A 24,307-nucleotide genomic window follows, 5' to 3' on the forward strand; every position below is an offset into this window, starting at 1 on the left:
GCCCCGCCGGCGATCGAGGCGAAAGCGCCACGGTAGCGGCATGCCCTCACCCGAGGGCGACAGACCACACCCACCACGATCCAGCCCCGCCGGCGATCGAGGCGAAAGCGCCACGGTAGCGGCATGCCCTCACCCGAGGGCGACAGACCACACCCACCACGATCCAGCCCCGCCGGCGATTGAGGCGAAAGCGCCACGGTAGCGGCATGCCCTTGCCCTAGGGCGACGGGCCACACCGAGCACCACCCATGGCCGCCCGGCCCGAGGGGTCGGGTCAGGGGGCCCTGCCCATGTCCCCCAAGTACGCCCCGAGCTGGGGATCGTAGGCCCGGTGCCCGGTCTCGGCCTCGATGGTCAGGGCCCGCTCGATCAGGGCGGTCAGCTCCTCCAGCCGTGGCACGCCGCTCTCCCCCAGCGGGAGCGACAGCGCGAGCCCTCCCTCGGCATCGCCCTCGAAGAGGATCTCGTAGCGGTCGGGGTGGTGCACACCGCCGCCGCCCCCGGCGCCGGTCAGCAGCGGCTCGAAGCCGTCCAGCCGGACCGGATCGCCCTCGTACCGCTGGAGCCAGTGCCACCCGGAGGGCGCGCCCAGCTCGTGGGCGTGGACCAGGATCCCGTCCGTCGTGTGGCCGTTGACGCCGAGGGCCGCCGCCAGGGCCACCGCGCACCGGAGGTATCCGTGCGAGCCGTCGCGCGCGTGGGCGTAGGCGGCCTCCTCGTCGGGGAACTCGTACAGGTACCGGTCGTCCATGTCGTCGGCGAGGACGTACACGAGCTCCGGCCCCTCCACCACGAGATCCCGCGCGAAGTCGACCAGCTCGGCGAGCGCCTCGCCGGGTGCGGCGGACTCCCACAGCACGGACTGCGCGTCCCCGGTGAAGGCCACCGCCTCGGATCCGAACGCCCGCGCCAGACGGGCTCCGAACGCCCGGTCGCGGTCGTGGAGCTCCAGGTGGACGGCCGGGACCGCCTCTCCACCGGCGGCCGGCTCCAACGTCCCGTGGCGGACGAGGGCGCACCGCTCCCAGCCCTCGGCGAGGCCGCACTCCCGCATGTGGGCGTGCGCCGACTCCTCGTCCTCGAAGAAGTGCAGGGAACGGGTGCCGTCGGGGCGCTCGACGGCGAGGGTGAGGTCATCGGCCCCGAAGGCCCACGGGACGAACTCCACGAGGGCCGCGCTCACGTCGTCCAGCGGGACGGGACCCGGCGGCGGAGCGGCCGCGGCCCCCTCAGGCACGGGGGCTCCGCCCGGGGAGCACGGGGAGCGGAATTTCAGGTTCCATGCCTTCACCCTATGCGGCCCGTTCGCAGGGGTGCGGGCACCCGGCGGGGGGCGGTCGCGGTCCGGGCGTGGGCTCCCCCGGCCCCTCCGGGAACGAAAAGCGGAACGGATGCCGCCTCACCCCGATCCATGGGCTGACGCACTCGCCGCGGACAAGGCAGACTGACCAGTGCACACCCCACAGACACGCATCGCGACGTACGGCCACGAACAGCGACGGATATCGACAGAAAGCCACCTGAGACGGTCGGTCGGGAACGGCTCGGCGGTGGACGGCGTCCGGATCTCCGGGACCGGAAACCGAACCGGCACCCCGGGAACCGCTCCGGCGCCCCCGGGCCACCGGGTCCACCGGCCCGGCCGTCACGCACCCACCGCGTCCGGTCGCGCACCGGGTCGGCGGCAGCCACACAGGAGACGAGGGGGGATCACACGACATGGACGGCGCACTGCCCGTACCGCAGCAGCGGCAGCCCTCCGGGCAGCCCGGCGGACGGCCGGAGCCCCCTGCACCACCGGCGAACCCCAAGGCCCCCGGGACCACCGGCACCACCACGGTCCCCACCGGCCCCACCTCCACACCCGCCGCGCCCCCCGCCACCCGCTTCTCCGTCCTCGGCCCCGTCCGGGCCTGGAACGGCGCCGAGCCGCTGGCCTCCGGTTCGCCCCAGCAGCGGGCCCTGCTCGCCGCCCTGTTGCTCCGCGACGGGCGCACCGCGACCGCGCCCGAGCTGATCGACGCGATCTGGGGCGAGGACCCGCCCTCGCAGGCGCTCGCCGCGATCCGCACCTACGCCTCCCGACTCCGCAAGGTCCTCGCCCCCGGCGTGCTGATCAGCGAGTTCGGCGGGTACGCCATCCGTACCTCCGCCCGCGCCCTGGACCTCGGCGAGGCCCGGACCCACGCCGCCGGGGCCGAACGGGCCCGTGCCGACGGGGACCGCCCGCTGGCCCGCAACCTCCTCGGCCGCGCCCTGGCCCTGTGGGACGGCGAACCCCTCGCCGGGGTGCCCGGCCCGCACGCCGACACCGAACGGACCCGCCTCGGCGAATGGCGGCTCCAACTCCTCGAAACCCGGCTCGACCTCGACCTCGAACTCGGCCGGCACGCCGAGGTGGTCTCCGAGCTGACCTCCCTCACCGCCGCGCACCCGCTGCGCGAACGGCTCCGCGAACACCTGATGCTCGCCCTGTACCGCAGCGGACGGCAGGCCGAGGCCCTGGCCGTGTACGCCGACACCCGCCGGCTCCTCGCCGACGAGCTCGGCGTGGACCCGGGCCCCGAACTCTCCGCGCTCCAGGGACGGATCCTGCGCGGCGACCCGGACCTGGTCTGCCCCGCCGCCCCCGCGCCGGCCGCGACGGCCGCCCCGGTGCGCCCCGCGCAGCTGCCCGCGACCGTCCCGGACTTCACCGGCCGGGCGGCGTTCGTCACCGAGCTGAGCGAGGTGCTGTCCGCGGTCTCCGCCGACGGACGGGTCATGGCGGTGTCCGCGCTCGCCGGCATCGGCGGCGTCGGCAAGACCACCCTGGCCGTGCACGTGGCGCACGCCGCCCGCCCGCACTTCCCCGACGGCCAGCTGTACGTGGACCTCCAGGGCACCGAGACCCGCGCCGCCGAACCGGAGGCCGTCCTCGGAGCCTTCCTCCGCGCCCTCGGCACCCCCGCCACCTCGATACCCGACAGCCTCGCCGAACGGGCCGCGCTCTACCGCTCCACCCTCGACGGCCGGCGCGTCCTCGTCCTCCTCGACAACGCCCGTGACGCCGCCCAGGTCCGCCCGCTGTTGCCCGGCACCACCGGCTGCGCCGCCCTGGTCACCAGCCGGGTCCGGATGGCCGGGCTGGCCGGGGCGCACCTGGTGGACCTGGACGTCATGTCCCCCGACGAGGCCCTCCAGCTCTTCACCCGGATCGTCGGCGAGGAGCGGGTGGCCGCCGAGCGGCAGGCCGCCCTCGACGTGGTCGGCGCCTGCGGCTTCCTGCCGCTGGCCATCCGGATCGCCGCCTCCCGGCTGGCGGCCCGTCGCACCTGGACGGTGTCGGTGCTCGCCGCCAAACTCGGCGACGAACGCCGCCGGCTCGACGAGCTCCAGGCCGGGGACCTGGCCGTGAAGGCCACCTTCGAGCTGGGCTACGGGCAGTTGGAGCGGTCCCAGCAGCGGGCCTTCCGGCTGCTGGGACTCGCCGACGGCCCCGACATCTCCCTGGCCGCCGCGGCGGCCGTCCTCGACCTGCCGGAGCACGACACCGAGGACCTCCTCGAAGCCCTCGTGGACTGCTCGCTGCTGGAGTCCGCGGCCCCCGGCCGCTACCGCTTCCACGATCTGGTGCGGCTCTACGCGCGTGCCTGCGCGGAGCGGGACGAACAACCGCCCGCCGAACGGGACGCGGCCCTCTCCCGGCTCCTGGACTTCTACCTGGCGGGCGCGGCGGCCGTGTACGCGCTGGAACGGCCCGGGGACCGGCTGCCCGAGCACCTGGCCGCCACCCGCTACCCGGGTCTGCCCTTCGCGGACCGGCACGCCGCCCTGGACTGGCTGTACGCCGAGGCGAACCCGCTGCTGGCCTGCGTACGGCAGACGGCGGCCGCCGAGGAGCCGCCCGCGACGGTGCTGCGGCGGGCCGTGGACCTGCTGTGGGCCGCCAAGGACCTGCTGGAGTCCGGGGCCAACTCCAAGCAGTACGAGGCGGCGGCGGTGGCCCTGCGGGACGCCGCGCACGCCTCCGGGGACCCGCACGCCGAGGGCCGGGCCCGGACCACCCTCACCAACGTCCACCTGGTCGCCGGCCGGTTCGCGGAGGCCGACGACGAGGCCCGCCGGGCCACCGCCCTGGCCCGCACCGCCGGGGACCCGCTGCCGCTGTGCTGGGCCCCCAACGACCGCGGGATCATCGCCCTGTACGAGGGCCGGTACGAGGACGGCGAGCGGTACCTGAAGGAGGCCATCGCGAGCTTCCGGGCGGACGGCAACCACGTCGGCGAGGCCAGCGCCCTGTGCAACCTGTCCCGGATCCAGGCGGCGCTGGGCCGCACCCGGGAGGCGGTGGAGCTGGCCGAGCAGGGCATCGCCGTGTACGCGCGGATGGGCCTGTCGCTGCGGCTGGCCAACGGACGGTACGCGCTGGGCACGGTGCTGGTGCAGGCGGGCCGGCTGCGGGAGGCGCAGGAGCAGCTGACGGCGGCGCTGTCGTTGTTCCGGGACAACCGGCAGCCGCTGTGGGAGGGCATCACCCACTACCGCCTGGCGGAGGCCCAGTTGGCCGCCGGGCGGGCCGCGCAGGCCGCCCGGCACGCCGAACAGGCCATCGCCCTGAGGGTGATGGGCGGGGAGTGGCGCCGGGCCTGCGTGGTGATGGTGTTGGGCCGGGCCCTGCACCGGCTGGGCCAGACCGACCGCGCGCGGGCCTGCTGGCGGGACGCGGAGGCTTCGTTCGCGGCGCTCGGTTCGCACGAACTCGCCGAAGTGCGGGCGCTGCTGGCTTCCGAGATCGCCGCTTGAGGGCTCCGGGCCCCGGAGGTAACGGTAAGGTCGCGGAAGCGTCCCGGGACGGCTCCCGGACACCCGTGCCGCAACCTTCGCGAGCGGGGTCGGCGTCCCCTGTTCGGGGGCGGTCGACGGGAGCGTTCATCGTTCGTTTATCGCCCTCCGCCACCATCTTCTTCAACGACCCGTTCGGCGGTCCTCGGGGGAATCGCCGAATGGGCCCGAAACCTTCAGGAGTGACGATGACGACCGAAAGCGCCGCCCAGCTGCCCGGCAACGAGGGCGAGATCCTGTCGATGGACAACCACGCGACCGGGAGCGACATCCGGTCGATGGACAACCACGCCACCGGCGAGCCGGTGGGTCTGCCGGGCACCGTCCCCGGCGTTCCGGGGATACCGGCGAAGCCGCCGGTCCCGGGCACGCCGGTGCCGGTCACGGGCGACGAGATCCAGACGCTGGACAACCACGCCACCGGTCCGCGTCCGTAACGCCTCCGGGCCCACGGGCCCGGGGACCTGAAGGCCCCACGGGGGAAACGGGGGGCACGGGGGACGTCGGTACGGCACGGGGGTTCGGGGGAACCCACGGGGGAGCCGGAGGGGTCGGGGGGCCCGACCGACGGAGCACGGGGGAAGCACGGGGGAGGAAAGGGACCGCGGGGACCCGCCGAGAGGGATTCGGGGGGACGGGGAACCGCGGCCCGTGTCAGGGCCCGCCGGGGAACGGCCACGGGGGGGGACGGGCCCACGGGGGAACGACCACGGGGGGAACGGGGGAACAGGGGATACGGGGGAGGGAACGGCGGCGGTCACGGTGGCCCGGAGGGGGAGCCATCGTGGCCGCCGCTTCCGTGTGCGCGCGTCCCGGAACGGAACGGAACGGACGGAACGGAGCGGGACGGGGCCGGGCGGAGCCGTCAGCCGCGGCGCAGCAGCTCGGCCACTCCGCGGGCCGCTTCCAGCAGGGCCGGGGAGCAGGCGGCCAGTTCCTCGCGGGTGGTGCGGTCGGCGGCCGCGGTCAGGCTGAGCGCGCCGACCGGGTGGGACCCGGGATCCAGGAGGGGCGCGGCGATGCACCGTACGCCGGGCGCGTGGACCTGTTCGTCGGCGGCCCATCCGCGCAGGCGCACCTCGGCCAGTTCGGCGGGCGGTACGGATCCCCGCGCGGGGGCGGGCACCCGCGGGTCGGGGACCGGCAGGTGCGCGAGGACGGCCTTGCCGAGGGCGGTGGTGTGCAGGGGCAGCCGGGCGCCGACGCGGGATCCGGGATGGCGGGGCTGTCCGGCCCGGCGGACACAGGTCAGTCCGGTGGCGGTGCGCAGGGCGAGGTGCACGGTCTGGCCGGTGCTGCGGTGCAGGAACTCCAGCACCTCGTCGATGCCTTCGGGGTGTTCTCCGGCCACCTGCGCCGCGAGGGTGCGGAGTTGGAGACCGATGCCGTAGCGGCCGTCCCCGTCGGTGAGGGCGTAGCCGCGGTCGATGAGCGCGGTGAGGATCCGGAAGGCACTGGACTTCGGGACGCGGGCGGTCGCGGCGATCCGGGCCAGCCGGTGGGGCCCGCCGGGTTCGGCGAGGGCCTCCAGGATCCGCAGGGTCTTCTCCAGGGCGCCGCCGGCTCCGGCGGCCGGGCCGTGGGGGCCCTGGGCCGAGGTGGTCGCAGCGGTAGTCAAAAAAGCCCCAAGAAACCCAAGAGGTAGTAAACCGGACTATTCGACTATACGACACCGAGGGGGCCGCCGAGGAGGACCAAAGGCCCTTGGTCCACGGCGCGCGGAGCCCGCCCCGAGGGCCCTCGGGGGCGCGTCCACCCGCCGCGCGGGCCGGTGATCGCCCCCGCCCACCCGGCAGGGCCTAGGCTGCGGCCGTGTTCACTTCCAAGGGACCCACCCTGCGCGAGCTGACCGTCCAGGCCCTCTCCTCCGTGGAACGGGGGTACGACCTGCTGGCGCCGAAGTTCGACCACACGCCCTTCCGGACCCCGGACCGCTTCCTCGACGCCACCGCGGCGGCCCTCCGCGCCCGAGGCCCGTTCGGAGCCGGGCTGGACCTGTGCTGCGGCACGGGGGCCGGGCTGGGCGTGCTGCGGGAGCTGGGTGCGGAGCGGGTCACGGGGGTGGACTTGAGCGCGGGCATGCTGGCGGAGGCGCGGGCCGCGCACCCGGCGGCGGAGCTGGTGCGGGCCGACGCCCTGGCCCTGCCCTTCCGGGGGGCCTTCGACCTGGCGGTGTCCTTCGGCGCCTTCGGGCACTTCCTGCCGGAGCAGCGGCCGCGGCTGTTCGCCGGGGTGTACCGGGCGCTGCGGCCGGGCGGGCTGTTCGCGTTCCCGGTGGGGGCGCCGCCCGGTCCGGCGACACCCGCGTACTGGGCGGCCCTCGGCTTCGACGGGGCGATGCGGGTCCGGAACGCGCTGTGGCGGCCGCCGTTCGTCATGTACTACCGGACCTGGCCGCTGGGGCCGGTGCGCGCGGACCTGGAGGCGGTGGGCTTCGAGGTCTCCCTCACGCCCCTGGAGGCCTTCGGTCGCCGCGCCGACAACACCCCCCGCTGCCGCCTCCTCCTGGCCCGCCGGCCCGCCGCCTGAGCCGGGGACTCAGGGACGGGTGCGGAGTTCGGTCTTGAGGACCTTGCCGGAGGCGTTGCGGGGCAGTTCGGCGAGGAACTCCACCCGGCGGGGGACCTTGTAGTTGGCCATCTCGCGGCGGGACCAGGCGATGAGGTCGTCGGCGGTGAGGACGGAGCCGGGGCGGCGCACCACGTACGCCTTGCCGACCTCGCCGAGCCGGGGGTCGGGGATCCCGACCACGGCCGCGTCCGCGACGTCCGGGTGCAGGCCGAGGAGCTGCTCGATCTCGGCCGGGTAGGCGTTGAAGCCGCCGACGATGAACATGTCCTTGATCCGGTCGGTGATGCGGAGGTTGCCGGCGGCGTCCAGGACGCCCACGTCGCCGGTGCGCAGCCAGCCCTCGGGGGTCACGGCCCGGGCCGTCTCCTCCGGGTCCTCGAAGTAGCCGCGCATGACGTGGTGACCGCGCACCCACACCTCCCCGTCCACCAGCTTGACCTCGGTGCCGGGGATGGCGCGGCCGGAGGTGGCGGCCACGGTCTCGGCCGGGTCCCCGCGCCGGCACATGGTGACGATCCCGCTGGCCTCGGACAGCCCGTAGGCGGTCAGGACGGTGGCGATCCGCAGCTCGGAGCGGAGCCGCTCCACCAGCCGCAGCGGGACCACGGCGGCCCCGGTGACCACGAGCCGCAGGGCGGAGAGGTCGTGGTGGTCGCGGGCCGGGTGGTCGAGGAGGGACTGGTGGAGGGTGGGCGGTCCGGGCAGGACGGAGATCCGCTCGGCGGCGATGTTGGCGAGGACGGTGTCCACGTCGAACACCGGCTGCGGGACCATCACGGCCCCGCGCATCAGGCAGGCGATGATGCCCGCCTTGTAGCCGAAGGTGTGGAAGAACGGGTTCACGATCAGGTAGCGGTCGCCCTCGCGGAGCCCGGCCAGCTCGCTCCAGACGGCGTAGCAGCGCAGGGTCTGGGCGTGGCTGATGACGGCGCCCTTGGGGCGGCCGGTGGTGCCGGAGGTGAAGACGATGTCGGAGGGGTCCTCGCCGCGCACGGCGTCGGCGCGGTCACGGACCTCGGCGGCGGTGACCGCGTCGCCGCCGGCGAGGAACTCCTTCCAGGTGCCGAACTCCTCGGGGGCGTCCTCGGAGAGCACCACCACCCGTTCCAGGTGCGGGAGTCCGGGGAGCGGGCCGCTCCCGGGGCCCTCGGCGGCGGCCCGGCGCAGCGAGGCCACGTAGGAGGTGCCGAGGAAGGTGCCGGTGACGAACAGCAGCCGGGCCCGGCTGCGGGCGAGCACGTAGGCGGCCTCGGCGCCCTTGAACCGGGTGTTGAGGGGGACCAGGACCGCCCCGGCGGTGACCGCCCCGAGGGCGGAGACGATCCAGTCGAGGCCGTTGGGGGCCCACACGGCGACGCGGTCCCCGGGCCGGGTGCCCGCCGCGAGGCAGGCCGCCGCGGCCCGTTCCACGCGGGCGCCCAGCTCGGCGTAGGAGATCCGGGTCCGGCCGTCGACCACGGCCTCCCGGTCACCGAACCGCGCCGCGGCCTCGCGCACCAGCCGGGGCACGCTGACCCAGCGCAGGTCGCCGCGGGGGTCCTCGGGATCCGCCGGGCCGCCCGCGCCCGCAGCCGCACCCGCGGCACCGCCCGGACCGCCGCCCGGACCGTCGTCGGCTCCGACACCCGCACGGCCGCCCGCGCCGCCGTCCGTACCGCCCGCACCCGCGCCCTCGGCCATCACGGAGTCTCCCCACCACGCAGTAGCTGACTATCCGTCAGATTAGCGGTAGCCTTCCCCGCTGTCAGCACTGGCGCACCCCCGGAGGTGGCGATGGCCGCAACCCTCAAGGACGCTACGGCGATAGTCGGGATCGGCCAGACCGCCTTCGCGAAGAAGCTCCCCCAGACCGAGCGCGAACTGGCCTGTCGAGCCATCCTGGCCGCCCTGGACGACGCCGGGATCGACCCCTCCGAGGTCGACGGCTTCGCCTCCTACACGATGGAGGAGACCGACGAGGTCGAGGTGGCCAAGGCCATCGGGGCCGGGGACGTCACCTTCTTCTCCAAGGTCGGCTACGGCGGCGGCGGTTCCTGCGCCACCGTCGGCCACCTCGCCGCCGCAGTGGCCACCGGCCAGGCGAACGTGGGCGTGGCCTGGCGCTCCCGCAAACGCGGCTCCGGCCCCCGCCCCTGGAAGAACACCACCGTCCAGCTCCCCACCCCCGGCCAGTGGACCCGCCCCTTCGGGCTGCTGCGCCCCGCCGACGAGATCGGCATGCTCACCCGCCGCTACATGCACGAGTACGGCGCCACCCGCGACCACCTCTTCAACGTCGCCCTGGCCTGCCGCAACCGCGCCAACCAGAACCCCGCCGCGATGATGTACGAGCGGCCCCTGACCCGCGAGATGTACATGACGGCCCGCTGGATCAGCGAACCCCTCTGCCTCTTCGACAACTGCCTGGAGACCGACGGCGCCCTGGCCTGCGTGATCGTCTCCGCCGAACGGGCCCGGGACTGCCGCCGCAAGCCCGTGTACGTGCACTCCGTGGCGCAGGGCCTGCCCGCGCAGCACCACGGGATGGTCAACTACTGGAACGACGACCCGCTGTCGGGCCCCGCCTGGACGGCCGCCCGACACCTGTGGAAGCAGGCCGACTTCGGCCCGCAGGACGTGCACGTGGCCCAGATCTACGACGCCTTCACCCCGCTGATCCCGCTCTCCCTGGAGGGCTACGGCTTCTGCGGGCGCGGCGAGGGCGGCGCCTTCACCGAGGGCGGGGCCCTGGAGATCGGCGGCCGGCTGCCGATGAACACCAGCGGCGGCGGGCTCAGCGAGGCGTACGTCCACGGCTTCAACCTGATCACCGAGGGCGTCAAACAGCTGCGCGGCACCTCCACCGCCCAGGTGCCGGGGGCCGAGACCTGCCTGGTCACGGCCGGTGAGGGCGTGCCGACGTCCGCGATCCTGCTGAGGAGCTGACCGATGACCCTCTCCCCCGCCCCGGACCCCGCCGCGGCCGGCGCCCCCGCCGCGCCCGGCACCCCCGCGCCCCCGGCCCCGGACTCCGCCACAGGCCTGCTCGCCCCGGTCCGCGACGAGGACGGCGCCCCCTTCTGGGAGCACACCGCCCGCGGCGAACTGCGGATCCAGGCGTGCGCCGCCCCCGACTGCGGGGAACTCCGCTTCCCGCCCCGCCCCTGCTGCCCCCACTGCCGGTCCTTCGACAGCGAATGGCGGCTGATGAGCGGCCGCGGCCGGATCTGGTCCTGGGTCCGCCCGCACCCGCCGCTGCTGCCCGCCTACGCCGCCCAGGCCCCGTACAACGTGATCCTGGTGGAGCTGGCCGAAAGCCCGCGGATCCGGCTCGTGGGGAACCTGATCGCCGCGCCCGGGGCACCCCTGAACTCCGTGGACCCGGCCCGGCTGCGGATCGGCGCCCGCGTCCAGGCCGTCTTCGAGGACGTGGACGGCACCCACCTGCCGCGCTGGCTGCTGGAGCGGCCGTGACCCTGCGCGTGGACCGCGACGCCGGGACCGGGGTGGCCGTGGTCACCCTGGACCGGCCGGAGCGCCTGAACGCCGTCGACCTCGACACCGCCGCCGAGCTGGCCTCCCTGTGGCGGGAGTTCCGGCACGATCCGCAGGTGCGGGCGATCGTGGTCACCGGGGCGGGCGACCGGGCCTTCTGCACGGGCATCGACCGCTCCGCCGAAGTGCCGCAGCCCTGGTCCCCGTACGCCGTGGACGACCCGCTGGTCCCGATCGGCCCCAAGGCCAACGACCTGTGGACCCCGGTGATCGCCGCGGTCAACGGCATGGCCTGCGGCGGGGCCTTCTACCTGCTGGGCGAGGCCGAGTTCCTGATCGCCTCGGAACGGGCCGTCTTCTTCGACCCGCACACGAGCTACGGCATGGTCTGCGCCTACGAGGCCGTGTACATGGCCCAGCGGATGCCCTTCGGGGAGGTCGCGCGGATGGCCCTGATGGGCACCGCGGAACGCCTCTCCGCCCGCCGCGCCCACGAGATCGGCCTGGTCAGCGAGGTCACCCCGGCCGGACAGGAACGCGCCGCCGCCGTCCGCTGCGCCGAGACCCTCGCCGGGTACCCGCCGGCGGCCGTCCAGGGCACCGTACGGGCCCTGTGGGCGGCCAAGGAGGCCGCCCGCGCGCAGGCCCTCGCCCAGGCCCCGCACCTGGTGGCCCTGGGGAACCTGCCGGCGGACGAACAGGCGAAGCTGTTCGCGGACCGCCGGGGCGGGAGCGGAGGCGGAGAGATCCGGATCCGCTGACGGCGGTGGGGACGGGACGGGGACGGGGACGGGGACGGGGACGGCGGGTGGGCGCCCCGGACACGGCCGCCGCACCCTCGCGCGGCTCAGCCCGCGGCGCGGATCCCGTCCACCTCGCAGGCCGTCACGTCGGCGGCCCGCCGGGGGCTGCGCAGCGGCACCTCCACGCGCCGGCTCTCCCGGGCGTCCAGCGTCACGGTCACCGTGTTCCCGTCGATCTCGCGCCGGGCCGCCCCGGACCCCCCGAGGAAGTCCAGCTCCAGGGTGAAGGTGCGGGTGGCCGACGCCTTCGAGGTGACCAGCACCGTCGCGGAGGTGCGCGGCGACTCCTTCTTGCCACGGGACTTGCGGGTCCCGGAACGCCGGTCGTCCTGCGGGCCGGCGCACACCACGACCACGGCGGTGGCCTCGTCCCCGCTGCCGGAGGCGGCCGTCGCCGCGCCCACGGGCTGCCGGGCGGCACCGTCCTCCTCCCAGTCGCTGTCGCTGTGCTTGCCGTTCTTCTTCTTGGAGCTGGAGCAGCCGCCCCCCGAGGAAGAGGAGGAATCGCCGTCGGACTTGCGGCTCTTGCTCGAACCGGACTTGCTCCCCCCGCCCTTCCCGCCGGAGCTGCTGCCCTGGGCGAACCCGGTCAACGCCATCACGACGGCGACGAGCACCGCCGCGAACCTCAGTCTGCGCACGATCATGGCCTGAATTCCTCCCCCTCGGGACAACGGCGGGCACGCTACCAAAACCCGGACGAGGCGCAACGGTCCGTGCGGAACCGAGGGGCGTGCGCGGGCGCGCACGAGCCCTTCCGGCGGGCGCCTCCCCGGCCGGCTCCTCCCGACATGCCGACCGCACCGGCCGGGCGTAGCGTCGGGAACGAGAGCCCGATTCAGGAGGACCGAGTCCATTGATCCGCAACGCCCTCGGTTCCCTGCTGGGACTCGTCGGAGCGACGGCCGCCGTCTGGAGCCCCTTCCGTGCCTGGTACGACGGCCGTCACGGCAGCGACTACCGCATCGAGGAGTTGTTCTCCGGTGCGGGCATCACGCCCGACGGCGCCGCCGTGCTCGGCTCGCTGCTGCTGCCCTTCCTCTTCACCGCCCTGCTCACCCTCGGCGCCGTCCTGCTGCGCTCGCGCCTGCTGATGGCCCTCGCGGGACTGGTCACCCTCGGCACCACCATCCTGTGGATGGTCCGCCAGGGGCAGGCCGCGGGCAGCCTGAGCGTCGGGAACTCCGACGGCCTCGGCCCGGGCGTCGCCGGTGCCTTCGCCGGCGGGGTGCTGCTGCTCCTGGCCGCGGTGGTGATGTCCGGCCGGCGCGGCCGCCGCCGCGAACCGGTCCCCGAACCGGTGCCGTACAGCCAGCCGTACGCCGAGCGCACCGCCGAGGGCGGACCCGCCTACGACGAGACCCAGTGGGGAACCCCGCAGCCCGGGGCGGGCCACGCCCAGCCCTACGCCTACCCCTACGACCCCGGACCGGGCGACGGGCCCGAACGGACCCCCGACGGGGAGCCCGCCCCGCCCGCCCCGCCGGCCGGTACCGGACACGGCCCCGTGCTCGGTTCCCCGCTCGCCGAGTCCGAGCCCGGCGGCCCGGACCCCCGCCACGGCCCCGCCCTCGGCCCGCCCCTGGACCGCGGGAGCTCCTGAGCCCACGAGCGCGTGAGCCCGTGAGCCCACGGGGCCCCGCCCCGAAACGCCGCTGCCCGCACCGGAGGACCCGGTGCGGGCAGCGGAGCGTCCCGGGTCCGGACGACCGGCCCGGGACGTCGTACGGAGGCTGGGGGGCCGGGGTGCTCGGGGGCTCAGCCGGTGCGGGTGCCCGTGCCCTTCGCCGCGTCCAGGGCGTACACGCAGCGGTCCTTGCTGCACGCGTACAGCACCCCGGCCTGCGCCACCGGCGAACCGGCGATCTCCCCGCCCGTCTTGAGCTTCCAACGCAGCTGACCGCCCGCCGCGTCCAGGGTGTACAGGCAGTGGTCCGCGGAGCCGAAGTGCACCCGGCCCTCCGCCACCACCGGCGCCCCGGTGATCTCACCGGCCGCCGCGAACCGCCACTTCGGGGTGCCGGTGACCGCGTCCAGGGTGTACAGCGCGCTGCCCGCCCCCAGATGGATGCTGCCCTCCGCGACGAGCACCGGCTCCGCCGACTGCCGGGGCTCCGTGGCGATCCGCCAGCGGTCCCGGCCGGTGGCCGCGTCCAGGGCGTACACGGTGCCCAGGTAGTCCACCAGGTACACCCCGCCGCCGGAGACGGCCGGGCCCGCCGCGAACGCGGGCGGCGCCAGGAACTCCGCCGGCGCCTCGAAATGCCAGCGGACCCGGCCCGAGGCCCGGTCCACCGACAGCACCCGGGTGCCCGCGGCCACGTACACGTTGCCGTCGGAGGCGGGCAGCACCCGCACCGGGACGTTGCGGCAGGCCGCGGCGTCCCCCACCGGATACGACCACTGCTCCCGCCCGGACCGCGCGTCCAGGCAGCGCAGCCGGGCGTCCTGCCACACGTACACGTACCCGTCGTGCAGGACGGGCGCCGCCTCCGGGGTCTCGAAGTCGGTCTGCGCCCCGGTCAGCTCCCACAGCAGCTGCCCGTTGGACGCCTCCCGGCCCTGCACCCCGCCGCCGCGCGTCGCGGTGATGACGGTGCCGCGGTCCACCTTCACGGCGTACACCCAGCCGTCCGTGGACAGCCGCCACCGCTCGGCCCCGTCCAAGGCGTCCAGCGCGTACAGGGAGGGCCCGTCGGAGGCCGTGATCCGGCCGTCCGACACGGCCATCGACCAGGCCACGTCCCGAGTCTTGAACTGGCGCCGGCCCGAGGCCACGTCCAGGGCGTGCACCTCGAAGGAGGTCACGTACAGCAGGTCCCCGGCGACGGTGGGCGTGCCCCACACCTCGTTGGACATCCGGAACCGCCAGGGCCGCCAGCGGCCGCTGTCCGGGGCCGGACCACCCGGCCGCGGCACCGCCGCGGGCGCCGGGGCCGCCACCACCGAACCGCCGGGCGGCCGGATCCAGCCGGTGGCCGCCACGACCCCGCGGGCCGCCGCCACCGCGGCCGGAGCCGCCGCCGCGGCCTTCGGACCGGGGCCCACGGGCACCGGGGAGGAGCCCAGGCGTACCGGTTCTCCCGGGGCCCCGCCCGGCGCGGGCACGCCCGGCCCACCGGGCGGACGGGGCGGCATCGGGGGCGGCGGACCGGCGTGCCCGGTCCGCGGGTCCGCCCAGCCCGGAGCGGCGCCGCGCGGCGGGGTGCCGGGGGCGGGGCGGGCCCGGCGGTGCGTGGCCGCCCCGGCACCCGGACCGGGGCCACGACCGGCGGGGTTGTTCGTGGTGGTCGTCCGCGAACCGCCCGCGCGCCGCTGCTCGATCATGGCGACGGCCCGGCCGGGCAGCCAGGCCGAGGCGGTGCCGCTGTCGTCACCCGCGGCGAACAGGTGCGGGGCGAGCTGCGCCTGGAGGTCCGCGGGGGTGGGCCGCTGGGTGGCGTCCATCTGCATGCAGGACTCGATCAGGGGCCGCAGCTCCTCGGGCAGGCCCTCCAGGTTCGGGCCCTCCCGCAGCAGCATGAACACCGTCTCCACCGGGTTCGCCCCGTGGTACGGCGGATGCCCGGTGGCCGCGAAGACCAGGGTGGAGCCCAGCGAGAAGACGTCACTGGCCCCCTTCACGCTCCGCGAGTCCTTCGCCTGCTCCGGGGACATGTAGGCGGGGGTGCCCACGGCCACGTTGGTCATCGTCAGCCGGGTGTTGGACACCCCGCTCGCGATGCCGAAGTCGATCACCCGGGGGCCGTCCTCGACCACCAGGACGTTGGAGGGCTTGAGGTCGCGGTGGACCAGCCCCGCGCCGTGGATGGACTGGAGCGCCTCGGCGATGCCCGCCGCCAGCCAGCGCACCGCCTGCGCGGGCATCGGCCCGCACTCGTTGACGATCTCCTCCAGCGAGGGCGCCGGCACGTAGGCGGTGGCGAGCCACGGGACGGCCGCCCGCGGATCGGCGTCGACCACGGCGGCCGTGTAGAAACCGCTGACCGCCCGCGCGGCCTCGACCTCACGGGTGAAGCGGACCCGGAACAGCTGGTCCTCGGCGAGCTCGGTCCGGACCGTCTTGATCGCGACCCGGCGCCCGGAGGCGGACCGGGCCAGATAGACCAGCCCCATACCGCCCGCGCCCAGCCGGCCGAGCACCTCGAACGGGCCGATCCGTCTCGGATCGTGCTGCGTCAGCTGCTCCACCACTCGCCTGCCACCTCCCCGTACGGGCCGTTGAAGGGCCCGTCTCACCAGCCCCGCGCGGCGTCTCACCACTGGGCACCACTTGACGGTGCGCACCCTGATTCTGTCTGTCCGGGGCGTCCCGGTCGAACCCGGGGCCGGATCGGGGTGTCTCACCGCGATCCGGACACCTCGGACACTCCCCCGCAGTCCGCCCCGGGCCGCGCACGTCCGGATTCCGAGATTCCGCGCCGTGTGGGCCCCGGACCGGGCACGGACCGGGGCCGGATCGACGCCGAAGCGGTTCTAGGCGGGCTCGGAGAGCAGGGCGAAGGCGGCGCCCTGGTTGTCGGCGACCACCGCGATGCGGCCGTGCGGGGTGTCGAAGGGCTCGGCGGTGACCCGACCGCCGAGCCGGCGGACGGTGGCCACGGCAGCGTCGCAGTCGGGCACGGCGAAGTACACGAGGAAGTGCGCGGGCAGGGCCTCGGGGAAGGCGCCGGTGAGGACGGCCCGGCCCGCGATGGCGGTGTCCGGGGTGGGGTCGGAGCCCGCCGGGGACCAGGCGCGGTAGTCGAGCCCGGCGTCGTCGCGGTCGTCGGGCAGGTAGCCGAAGACGCGGGCGTAGAAGGAGTCCACGGCGTCCCGCTCCCGGGTGTACACCTCGGTCCAGCAGAAGGAGTTCGGCTTCTGCTGGAGCTCGAAGCCCTGGTGGCTGCCCGCCTGCCAGAGGCCGAAGACGGCCCCGCCCGGGTCGACGGCCAGGGCGGTGGTGCCGTACGCGCCGACGGGCATCGGCGCGGTGATCACCTGGCCGCCCGCCTCCTGGATCCGGACGGAGGTGGCTCGGGCGTCCCGGACGGCGAAGTAGACGTTCCAGACGGTGGGCATCCGGCCGTCCGTCTTGGCGGCGAGCGCGCCGACGTTGCGGCCCTCGTTGTACGCCTGCGTGTAGTGCCCGTACTCGGGTCCGGCGCTCTCGCCGAAGGTCCACTCGAACAGCTCCCCGTAGAACCGCTTGCCCGCTTCGAGGTCGGGGAGCGCGGCGTCCACCCAGCAGGGCGTGCCCTCTGCGAATGCGGCCATGGGCCCGGTTCCTTCCCTTGCTCCTGGAACGTCCTGCTCCGTACGGTTCTGACACGCTATGCGCTCCCCGCCCCGACCGCTCCCGGCGGGGGGTGCGGACGGGGCGCGGCGGGCGTGCCGAGGGGGCCGGGCGAGCGGGGCGGGGCCGGACGGGGCCGGGACGGCATCGCTGTCCACAGGCTGTGTACGGACGGGGGCGGCGGCGGGGCCGTCCGGGGGACGGGGCCTCGCGGGGTGCCGGGTGGGGTACCGGGCGGGAGCCCTGTGACGGAAGGGGCGGATGAGGCACGAGAGGGTGGCCGGAAATCGCCCTTTGCACCCGGATGCGCGCCCCTTCCGCACCCGTTCCACCGGAACCCCCCGAAGCCCGCTCGGCCCGACGCCACAACGCCTCCGGGGGCTCCACCGGCATCCCGAGATCCCGCCTCCCGGGGTCGGGTAACCCCATTTGCAGGCGGCCGAATCGCGCGCCGATCACCCCTCGGTAAGCTGACGGCATGACAGGACAAGTACGCACCGTCGACGGCCGCGTTGCCGGTCGGCGCGGACAGGCGACACGGCAGAAGCTGCTGGACTGCCTCAGCGAGATGCTCAGCTCCTCGCCGTACCGCGACGTCAAGGTCATCGACGTCGCCCGGAAGGCCGGCACCTCCCCGGCGACCTTCTACCAGTACTTCCCCGACGTCGAGGGGGCCGTACTGGAGATCGCCGAGGAAATGGCCGCCGAGGGAGCCCAGTTGACCTCGCTCGTCGAGGGACGGACCTGGGTCGGCAAGGCGGGTTGGCAAGCGGCCGAGGAACTGGTCGACGGCTTCCTGGACTTCTGGCGCCGCAACGACGCCATCCTGCGCGTGGTGGACCTCGGCGCCGCGGAGGGCGACAAGCGCTTCTACAAGATCCGCATGAAAATCCTGAACTCCGTCACCAACTCCCTGACCGAGTCCGTGAAGGAGCTCCAGGCCAAGGGCCGCGTCGACAAGGACGTCAGCGCCGCCGCGATGGCCGGGTCGCTCGTCGCGATGCTCGCGGCGGTGGCCTCGCACCAGAAGGGCTTCCAGACCTGGGGCGTCAAGCAGGCCGAACTCAAGCCGAACCTGGCCCTCCTGGTCCACCTCGGCATCACGGGCAAGAAGCCGACGAAGTAGCCGGACCCCCGTCGGCGGGCACCCGCCCGCGGACGGAACCCCAGCACGAGACGGCACGTCCTGTCCGAGCGGCGGCGGACCCCACCCGGTTCCGCCGCCGCCGTGCGTCCCGGCCCCGTTCGGGGCCCCGCTCCGGGCGCCCACCGGGGCGCCGGGGCCGGTCAGCGGCGCTCCAGCCGGAACAGCCTGATCTCCCGGTCGATCCGCGCCTGGTAGGTGGCGTACGGCGGCCAGAACCGCAGCACCTCCCGCCAGGCCGCGGCCCGCTCCTCCCCCACCAGCAGGCGCGCCGTCACCGGAATGTCCCTGCCCTGCCAACTCACCTCCGCCTCGGGGTGCTTGAGCAGGTTCGCGGTCCAGGCCGGGTGTCCGGGGCGGCCGAAGTTCGAACCGATCAGGATCCAGGTGCCGGCGCCCTCCTCCGGCATGCACGCCAGCGGGGTGGTCCGCGGCTGCCCGCTCTTCGCCCCCTTCGCGGTCAGCACCACCCCCGGCAGCATCCGCGCGCTGAGCAGCACCTTCCCCCGCGTCAGCCGGTGCACCGTACGGTCCAGCGCGGGAATGAAGTGCGGCGCGACCTTCGCGAACAGCGGTGCCGAGGACACCTTCTGCATGAGACGCACACCGGGAGCGGCCATCGGAGGATTTCCCTTTCGGTAGAGGAGCACGAACACGGTCGACACGGAGCCGGCGGAGCCCTGCGACTGCTCTCAGCCCACGGCCGGTACCGCCGGGGACGGCTCCGGGGCCCGGGGCGCGGCGGGTACGGGGCTTCCGGGCGCGGGGCGCGCGGGCACGGGGATCCGCGGGGACGACCCCGGTGAGGGCTCCGCCCCGAACAGCCCGGCCCGCTCGGCCGCGAACCCCCGCAACCCCTCCACCGGGCCGAACAGCAACCCGTCGGCCGCCGCCCGCTTGAAGTACAGGTGCGCCTCGTGCTCCCAGGTGAAGCCGATGCCGCCGTGCAGCTGGACGGCCTCCGAGGCCGCCAGCCGCAGCGCCTCCAGCCCCTGGGCTAGGGCCAGCGCCCCCTGCTCCCGGTCCCGCGCGGCGTAGTACGCGGCCGAGCGGGCCGCCTGCACCTGCACGTACAGGTCCGCCAGCCGGTGCTTGACGGCCTGGAAGGAGCCGATGGGTCGACCGAACTGCTCCCGGCCGCACACGTACTCCACGGTCCGGGCCAGCGCCCGACCCGCCGCCCCGGCCGCCTCCGCCGCGAGGACGGCGGCGGCCCCCGCCCCGACGTCGGCGAGGGCCGCGCACACATCGGCCTCCTCGTCGGCGCCGAGCAGTTCGGCGGGCACGTCCCGCAGCTCCAGCCGGGCCTGCGGCCGGGTCTCGTCGAGGGCGGTCTGCCGGATCCGGCGCAGCCCCGGAGCGTCCGCCCGGACCAGGAAGAGCAACACCCGGCCGCGGGCGTACCCGCCGGTGCGCGCGGGGACCAGCAACAGCCCGGCGCTGTGCCCGTCGAGGACCTGGGCGGCCTCCCCGTACAGCCGCCAGCCGGCCTCACCTGCGGGGGAGGACCCGCCCGGGTCGACCGAAGGGCCGGCGGCGGGCGGCGGCGCCGGGTCGGTGGGCGCGGGCGAGGGGGTGGGGTTGAGTGCGGGTTCGGGGACGGTCGCGGGGACGGGGGCCCGGCGGGCCTGGATGCCGCCCGCGCGCCCGTCACCCGCCCAGTCCCCGGGCCGGTTCCCGCAGGTCAGGGCCAGGGCGGTGGCCAGGGCCGGGCCCGGCACGGCGAGGGCCGCAGTGAGCCCCCCGGCGGCGAGCGGCGGCAGCAGCGCGGACCGCTGCCGCTCCGTGCCCAGGGCCTGTACCAGCGGCGCGACCAGCACGGCCGTGGCCAGCAGGGGGGAGGGCAGCAGGGCCGCCCCGGTCTCCTCGCAGGCCGGCACCAGCTCGGCGAAGGAGCAGCCCACCCCGCCGTACCGCTCCGGCAGGGCCAGCCCCGGCAGCCCCATGCCCCGGGCGAGTCGCCGCCACAGCGCGGTGTCGTAACCGGCGGGGGTGCGCACGGCGGCCTTGACCTGGTCGGGGCCGCAGTGCTTGGCGAGCAGTTCGCGGAGCGTGCGGCGGATCTCGTCCTGCTCCGCGGTGAAGGCGGCGTCCATCCTCGGGCTCCTCCCCGTTTCTGACGGGCCGTCATGTTAGGCCCGGGGGACGGAGATGCCCAGAGCGCGGACCGTGTACGCCCGACCGGTACCTGATGTACCGTCAGATTCATGTCCGAAGCCTCCGCAGCCTCCGGCACCGCCCCCGTCCCGCCCACCGTGTCCACGGCGTCCACGGCGTCCACGGCGCCTGCCGCACCGGAAGGCGGCTCGGGCACGCGCACCCGGCCCGGCCGCCGGGTGGCCGTCGTCGGCGTGGCCCTCTCCGACTGCGGCCGCGTGGACGAGGCCACTCCCTACGCCCTGCACGCCCAGGCGGCCCGTCGCGCCCTCGCCGACTCCGGCCTCGACCGCTCCCTGATCGACGGCCTGGCCTCCGCCGGGCTGGGCACCCTCGCCCCCGTCGAGGTGGCCGAATACCTGGGCCTGCGCCCCACCTGGGTGGACTCCACCTCCGTGGGCGGGGCGACCTGGGAGGTGATGGCCGCGCACGCCGCCGACGCCATCGCCGCCGGGCACGCCAATGCCGTCCTGCTGGTCTACGGCTCCACCGCGCGCGCCGACATCAAGGCCCGGCGCCGGACCGCGAACCTCTCCTTCGGCGCCCGCGGCCCCCTCCAGTTCGAGGTCCCCTACGGGCACACCCTGGTCGCCAAGTACGCGATGGCCGCCCGTCGCCACATGCACGAGTACGGCACCACCCTGGAGCAGCTGGCCTCGGTGGCCGTACAGGCCCGCGCCAACGCCGCCGCCAACCCGGAGGCCATGTACCGCACCCCGATCACCGTGGACGAGGTCCTGTCCGGCGAGATGATCGCCGACCCCTTCACCAAGCTGCACTGCTGCATCCGCTCGGACGGCGGCTGCGCCGTCCTGCTGGCCGCCGAGGAGTACGTACCGGACACCGCGAAGGCCCCTGTCTGGATCCTCGGTACGGGCACCGCCGTCTCGCACACGACGATGTCCGAGTGGGAGGACTTCACCGTCTCCCCCGCCGCCGTCTCCGGCCGCCTCGCCTTCGAACGGGCCGGGCTCACCCCCGCCGACGTCGACCTCGCCGAGATCTACGACGCCTTCACCTACATGACCCTGGTGACCCTCGAAGACCTCGGTTTCTGCGCCAAGGGGGAGGGCGGGGCCTTCGTGGAGAAGGGCCGCCTGCTCCGCGACGGCGACCTGCCCGTCAACACCGACGGCGGCGGCCTGTCCGCCTGCCACCCCGGCATGCGCGGGCTGTTCCTGCTCGTCGAGGCCACCCGCCAACTCCGCGGCGAGGCCGGCCCCCTCCAGGTCCGCAAACGCGACGGCCGCCTCCCCGAGGTCGCCGTGGCCTCCGGTACGGGCGGCTGGTTCTGCTCCTCCGGCACGGTGCTCCTCGGCCGCGACTGACCGAACCGACCGGCACCGGCACGGGCACGGGCACCACCACGGGCACCGGCACCGGCACCGGCACCGGCGGAAACCGTCCGGAACCGGCCGGCGGCCGTGGCCGGGCCGGCCCTCGGACGGCCCGGGGCCGTCCCCAGGAGGCCCCGGATCGGACCGGACGGGCCCTCGCGGACGCCCCATCCGACCCGTTCGCGCACTCCTTCCCCTAGTCGGCGCGAGCCGCTGACAAGACCCGGTGCCCGTGGCACGTTGGATCCCGCCACGGGCCGCGGGCAGGGCCGCGGGCCGTACACGACGGAGGGGGAGCCGTTCCATGCCCAAATTCGCCGCGTCCGCCGAAGAAGCCGACCAGGACCTGCGGGAGTACTGCGAGTCCATCGGGTTCGACCCCGAATGGGTCACCCCCGAGAAGTGGGCCTCGTCGGTCTCCATCGCCCAGCAGAAGCAGTACGGCTTCGAGGAGGCCCACAAGACCATCGACAGCGACAAGGAGGAGCTCAGGAAGGACGCCGCCGCCAAGGCCCGCAAGGCCAAGCTCGCCGGCGACGCCGCCGGACTGGTCGCCGCCCTCAAGGTGCACTACGCCCTCAAGGACTCCTTGGTCCGCGAGATCATCGACCAGTGCGCCGCCACCTACCTCGGGGGCGAACGCGTCAACCTCGGCCTCGGCGGCAAGCCGATGGACCGCGACAGCTACTCCGACCTGCGCGACGAATGGCGGGCCGCCGCGGCCCTCGCCGCCGGAGGCGTCTTCTCCGACTTCGTCAGCCACGCCCCCCAGGACAAGGCCGCGCTCGGCAAGGGCGCCGTCGGCGCCACGCTCGCGCGCCGCGGGGTCCAGGGCAACCTCCTCGTCCGCATCAACGGCGTCCGCTTCAACATGCACATCGACATAGCGGACTGACCCACCCGACACCCCTCGGCGGGGCTGAACCCCACGGTCACCACCGGCCCCGCCGAGGAACAACCGAACCCAGCCCCGCCACCGAGCCGGCCACAGCCCGCAAATCCAGCCCCGCCCCACCCCCCTGGCCCCACCGGGCAGCCTAGGCTCGGGGCCATGACGCAGGACGCACCCCACCAGGACCCCACCGCCGAGCACGCCGCCTTCACGAAAGCCCTGCACGCCCAACGGGTCTGGGACACCGAGCTGCCCGGCTTCGACACGGCCGACGCGCCCGCATCCCCGCTCCCGCTGTTCCACCGCTGGTTCCTGGACGCCGTCGCCGCCGGACAGTCCGAACCGCACACGATGACCCTGGCCACCGTGGACGCCGACGGCCGCCCCGACCTGCGCACCCTGATGCTCCACGAGGCCGACGCGCAGGGCTGGCACTTCGCCTCCCACGCCACCTCGGCCAAGGGCCGCCAGCTCGCCGAACGCCCCGAGGCCGCCCTGCACTTCTACTGGCCCGCCCTCGGCCGGCAGATCCGGCTGCGCGGCCCCGTCACCCCGGCCTCCGCCGCCGAGAGCCGCGCCGACCTCGCCGTCCGCACCCGGGGCGCCCTGGCCGCCGCCCTCACCGGCCACCAGAGCGAGGTCCTGCCCGACCGGGCCACCCTCCTCGCCGCCGCCGACGCCGCCTGGGACCTCGCGGGCGCCGACCCCGAGGCCCCCGCCCCCACCTGGACCCGCTACACCCTCGCCCCCCGCGAGGCCGAGTTCTTCCAGGGCGACCCGACCCGCCGCCACACCCGCCTCCACTACACCCGCACCCCCGGGGACACCTGGACCACCCGGCTCCTGTGGCCATAGGGAACGCCCGCGACCTCGTCGCACGACCATCCGCCCACGAGGCCAGGAGACAGGGGAATACAGCCGGGGAACGATTCCCGCGTCACGGATGTTCTGTCGTCCGGAGGCATCGTTCACTTCGGTTCCGTCGGCAGAGTTTCGAACACTCCCGCCTGGAGGCCTTGTTGCCCATTGCACCGAACGCCACACCGTCCGCTTCTCCCACCCGCCGGCACCGCTTCGCCCAGTGGTGGCGCGGGCTCTCCGTCACCGAGAAGACCGGCGCGATCAGCGCCCTCGCGGCGATCCTCACGGTCGGCCTGACCGTCTGGGCGCTCATGGACAACGGAAACGGCGGGGATCGGAAAGGGTCGGCGGGAGCCGGCCCTTCGGCGTCGCCACAGCAGGCCGAGGCGTCCCGCCCCGCGCCCGAGCCCACCCCGACCCCTTCCCCCTCGATATCGGCGTCCGCCTCCGACACCACCCCGCCCCCCACACCTTCGGCGCCCTCGACCGCCGCACCGGCCAAGCTCCCGCGCACGGAGAAGTTCCAGCTGACCAGCTACTACGGCTTCGCCCTGAACGCCGATCCCATGAAGCCGAAGGCCTCGGACAAGTACAAGGAGAAGGACGTCTACCTGGACTGCTGCCAGGTCGTATCAGTGGCCGAAGGCGGTCAGTTCGCCCAGCTCGAACCCACGGAACAACCGACGTACGACACCTGCATGAGCAAGAGCAACTACAAGAAGGGCTTCTACATCTTCAACGCCAAGAACGCCGACGTGTGCGTCTTCCTGGCCAACGGAGCCGTCGGCAACGTGCACGTCGGGGAGAGGACGAACGACGCGTACGCGCTGACCGTGACGGTGTGGACCGACCCACGGCCCGTGGAGACCCAGAGCTAGGCCGTGTCTTCCGGATCTTGCCTGGCCCGCGACGCCTGGCACCGCACCTCGCGGCGTTGCCGGAAAGCCTGATTACGTCCAGTAGGCAGGC

Annotated in this window: 20 protein-coding genes; 12 read left to right on the forward strand and 8 right to left on the reverse strand. The window is 74.9% G+C overall.

Features of this window, described 5'->3' with window-relative positions:
- Positions 1-274: 274 nt before the first annotated feature.
- Entirely contained in the window at positions 275-1,237 is a 963-nt protein-coding gene (locus ABTZ17_RS19005) for a hypothetical protein (protein WP_352196800.1), read from the reverse strand.
- Between the two features lie 482 nt (positions 1,238-1,719).
- On the opposite strand from ABTZ17_RS19005, the gene afsR reads away from it, so the two are divergent.
- The gene (gene afsR, locus ABTZ17_RS19010; RefSeq protein ID WP_352196801.1) at positions 1,720-4,785 is read left to right on the forward strand and encodes an SARP-family global regulator AfsR; all 3,066 of its coding nucleotides are present in this window, start codon (positions 1,720-1,722) and stop codon (positions 4,783-4,785) included.
- Between the two features lie 227 nt (positions 4,786-5,012).
- Positions 5,013-5,261, forward strand: coding sequence for a hypothetical protein (locus tag ABTZ17_RS19015; protein ID WP_352196802.1), 249 nt, complete (start codon positions 5,013-5,015; stop codon positions 5,259-5,261).
- Positions 5,262-5,689: 428 nt separating this feature from the next.
- Here the strand turns inward: ABTZ17_RS19015 and ABTZ17_RS19020 are convergent, their stop codons facing one another.
- Complete coding sequence (locus ABTZ17_RS19020; protein WP_352196803.1) at positions 5,690-6,442, reverse strand: IclR family transcriptional regulator; 753 nt, start codon at positions 6,440-6,442, stop codon at positions 5,690-5,692.
- A gap of 194 nt (positions 6,443-6,636) precedes the next feature.
- Here ABTZ17_RS19020 and ABTZ17_RS19025 point away from each other — a divergent pair, with 194 nt between their 5' ends.
- The gene (locus tag ABTZ17_RS19025; protein WP_352196804.1) at positions 6,637-7,353 is read left to right on the forward strand and encodes a class I SAM-dependent DNA methyltransferase; all 717 of its coding nucleotides are present in this window, start codon (positions 6,637-6,639) and stop codon (positions 7,351-7,353) included.
- Between the two features lie 9 nt (positions 7,354-7,362).
- Here the strand turns inward: ABTZ17_RS19025 and ABTZ17_RS19030 are convergent, their stop codons facing one another.
- A complete protein-coding gene (locus ABTZ17_RS19030; RefSeq protein WP_352196805.1) occupies positions 7,363-9,075 on the reverse strand; it encodes a FadD3 family acyl-CoA ligase in 1,713 nt (570 codons plus the stop codon).
- 93 nt (positions 9,076-9,168) lie between these two features.
- On the opposite strand from ABTZ17_RS19030, the gene ABTZ17_RS19035 reads away from it, so the two are divergent.
- From ABTZ17_RS19035 to ABTZ17_RS19045, 3 genes are all read left to right on the forward strand, one after another.
- On the forward strand, positions 9,169-10,320 hold the full coding sequence (locus ABTZ17_RS19035; protein WP_352196806.1) for a lipid-transfer protein: 1,152 nt from the start codon (positions 9,169-9,171) through the stop codon (positions 10,318-10,320).
- 96 nt (positions 10,321-10,416) lie between these two features.
- Positions 10,417-10,848: a Zn-ribbon domain-containing OB-fold protein gene (locus ABTZ17_RS19040; RefSeq protein ID WP_352196820.1), complete on the forward strand. Its 432-nt coding sequence runs from the start codon at positions 10,417-10,419 to the stop codon at positions 10,846-10,848.
- A complete protein-coding gene (locus ABTZ17_RS19045; protein ID WP_352196807.1) occupies positions 10,845-11,630 on the forward strand; it encodes an enoyl-CoA hydratase/isomerase family protein in 786 nt (261 codons plus the stop codon). The genes ABTZ17_RS19040 and ABTZ17_RS19045 overlap by 4 nt, the downstream gene beginning before the upstream one ends.
- An 86-nt stretch (positions 11,631-11,716) precedes the next feature.
- On the opposite strand, the gene ABTZ17_RS19050 is transcribed toward ABTZ17_RS19045, so the two are convergent.
- Positions 11,717-12,319: a hypothetical protein gene (locus tag ABTZ17_RS19050; RefSeq protein ID WP_352196808.1), complete on the reverse strand. Its 603-nt coding sequence runs from the start codon at positions 12,317-12,319 to the stop codon at positions 11,717-11,719.
- Positions 12,320-12,528: 209 nt separating this feature from the next.
- Here ABTZ17_RS19050 and ABTZ17_RS19055 point away from each other — a divergent pair, with 209 nt between their 5' ends.
- Complete coding sequence (locus tag ABTZ17_RS19055; RefSeq protein WP_352196809.1) at positions 12,529-13,275, forward strand: hypothetical protein; 747 nt, start codon at positions 12,529-12,531, stop codon at positions 13,273-13,275.
- A 155-nt stretch (positions 13,276-13,430) separates the two neighbouring features.
- Here ABTZ17_RS19055 and afsK read toward each other — a convergent pair whose 3' ends face one another.
- A complete protein-coding gene (gene afsK, locus ABTZ17_RS19060; protein WP_352196810.1) occupies positions 13,431-15,866 on the reverse strand; it encodes a protein serine/threonine kinase AfsK in 2,436 nt (811 codons plus the stop codon).
- A 282-nt stretch (positions 15,867-16,148) separates the two neighbouring features.
- On the reverse strand, positions 16,149-16,928 hold the full coding sequence (gene kbpA / locus ABTZ17_RS19065) for an AfsK-binding protein KbpA (protein ID WP_352196811.1): 780 nt from the start codon (positions 16,926-16,928) through the stop codon (positions 16,149-16,151).
- Between the two features lie 497 nt (positions 16,929-17,425).
- On the opposite strand from kbpA, the gene ABTZ17_RS19070 reads away from it, so the two are divergent.
- Positions 17,426-18,073, forward strand: coding sequence for a TetR family transcriptional regulator (locus ABTZ17_RS19070; protein WP_352196812.1), 648 nt, complete (start codon positions 17,426-17,428; stop codon positions 18,071-18,073).
- Positions 18,074-18,234: 161 nt separating this feature from the next.
- Here the strand turns inward: ABTZ17_RS19070 and ABTZ17_RS19075 are convergent, their stop codons facing one another.
- A complete protein-coding gene (locus ABTZ17_RS19075; protein WP_352196813.1) occupies positions 18,235-18,711 on the reverse strand; it encodes a nitroreductase family deazaflavin-dependent oxidoreductase in 477 nt (158 codons plus the stop codon).
- Between the two features lie 72 nt (positions 18,712-18,783).
- On the reverse strand, positions 18,784-20,187 hold the full coding sequence (locus ABTZ17_RS19080) for an acyl-CoA dehydrogenase family protein (RefSeq protein ID WP_352196814.1): 1,404 nt from the start codon (positions 20,185-20,187) through the stop codon (positions 18,784-18,786).
- Between the two features lie 111 nt (positions 20,188-20,298).
- Here ABTZ17_RS19080 and ABTZ17_RS19085 point away from each other — a divergent pair, with 111 nt between their 5' ends.
- From ABTZ17_RS19085 to ABTZ17_RS19100, 4 genes are all read left to right on the forward strand, one after another.
- A complete protein-coding gene (locus ABTZ17_RS19085) occupies positions 20,299-21,576 on the forward strand; it encodes a thiolase C-terminal domain-containing protein (RefSeq protein ID WP_352196815.1) in 1,278 nt (425 codons plus the stop codon).
- 313 nt (positions 21,577-21,889) lie between these two features.
- Complete coding sequence (locus ABTZ17_RS19090) at positions 21,890-22,480, forward strand: hypothetical protein (protein ID WP_352196816.1); 591 nt, start codon at positions 21,890-21,892, stop codon at positions 22,478-22,480.
- A gap of 156 nt (positions 22,481-22,636) precedes the next feature.
- A complete protein-coding gene (locus ABTZ17_RS19095; protein WP_352196817.1) occupies positions 22,637-23,332 on the forward strand; it encodes a pyridoxine/pyridoxamine 5'-phosphate oxidase in 696 nt (231 codons plus the stop codon).
- 164 nt (positions 23,333-23,496) lie between these two features.
- Positions 23,497-24,216: a hypothetical protein gene (locus tag ABTZ17_RS19100; protein ID WP_352196818.1), complete on the forward strand. Its 720-nt coding sequence runs from the start codon at positions 23,497-23,499 to the stop codon at positions 24,214-24,216.
- Positions 24,217-24,307 lie beyond the last annotated feature (91 nt).

The sequence above is a fragment of the Streptomyces sp. NPDC097619 genome (genome assembly GCF_040302735.1).
In the GTDB taxonomy this organism is placed as follows: Bacteria; Actinomycetota; Actinomycetes; order Streptomycetales; family Streptomycetaceae; genus Streptomyces.

Coding starts and splice junctions, on each gene's coding strand:
- afsR (WP_352196801.1), top strand. CDS start 1,720: ATGGACGGCGCACTGCCCGTACCGCAGCAGCGGCAGCCCTCCGGGCAG.
- ABTZ17_RS19085 (WP_352196815.1), top strand. CDS start 20,299: ATGTCCGAAGCCTCCGCAGCCTCCGGCACCGCCCCCGTCCCGCCCACC.
- ABTZ17_RS19035 (WP_352196806.1), top strand. CDS start 9,169: ATGGCCGCAACCCTCAAGGACGCTACGGCGATAGTCGGGATCGGCCAG.
- ABTZ17_RS19095 (WP_352196817.1), top strand. CDS start 22,637: ATGACGCAGGACGCACCCCACCAGGACCCCACCGCCGAGCACGCCGCC.
- ABTZ17_RS19015 (WP_352196802.1), top strand. CDS start 5,013: ATGACGACCGAAAGCGCCGCCCAGCTGCCCGGCAACGAGGGCGAGATC.
- ABTZ17_RS19050 (WP_352196808.1), bottom strand. CDS start 12,319: ATGATCGTGCGCAGACTGAGGTTCGCGGCGGTGCTCGTCGCCGTCGTG.
- ABTZ17_RS19090 (WP_352196816.1), top strand. CDS start 21,890: ATGCCCAAATTCGCCGCGTCCGCCGAAGAAGCCGACCAGGACCTGCGG.
- kbpA (WP_352196811.1), bottom strand. CDS start 16,928: ATGGCCGCATTCGCAGAGGGCACGCCCTGCTGGGTGGACGCCGCGCTC.
- ABTZ17_RS19030 (WP_352196805.1), bottom strand. CDS start 9,075: ATGGCCGAGGGCGCGGGTGCGGGCGGTACGGACGGCGGCGCGGGCGGC.
- ABTZ17_RS19080 (WP_352196814.1), bottom strand. CDS start 20,187: ATGGACGCCGCCTTCACCGCGGAGCAGGACGAGATCCGCCGCACGCTC.
- ABTZ17_RS19070 (WP_352196812.1), top strand. CDS start 17,426: ATGACAGGACAAGTACGCACCGTCGACGGCCGCGTTGCCGGTCGGCGC.
- ABTZ17_RS19075 (WP_352196813.1), bottom strand. CDS start 18,711: ATGGCCGCTCCCGGTGTGCGTCTCATGCAGAAGGTGTCCTCGGCACCG.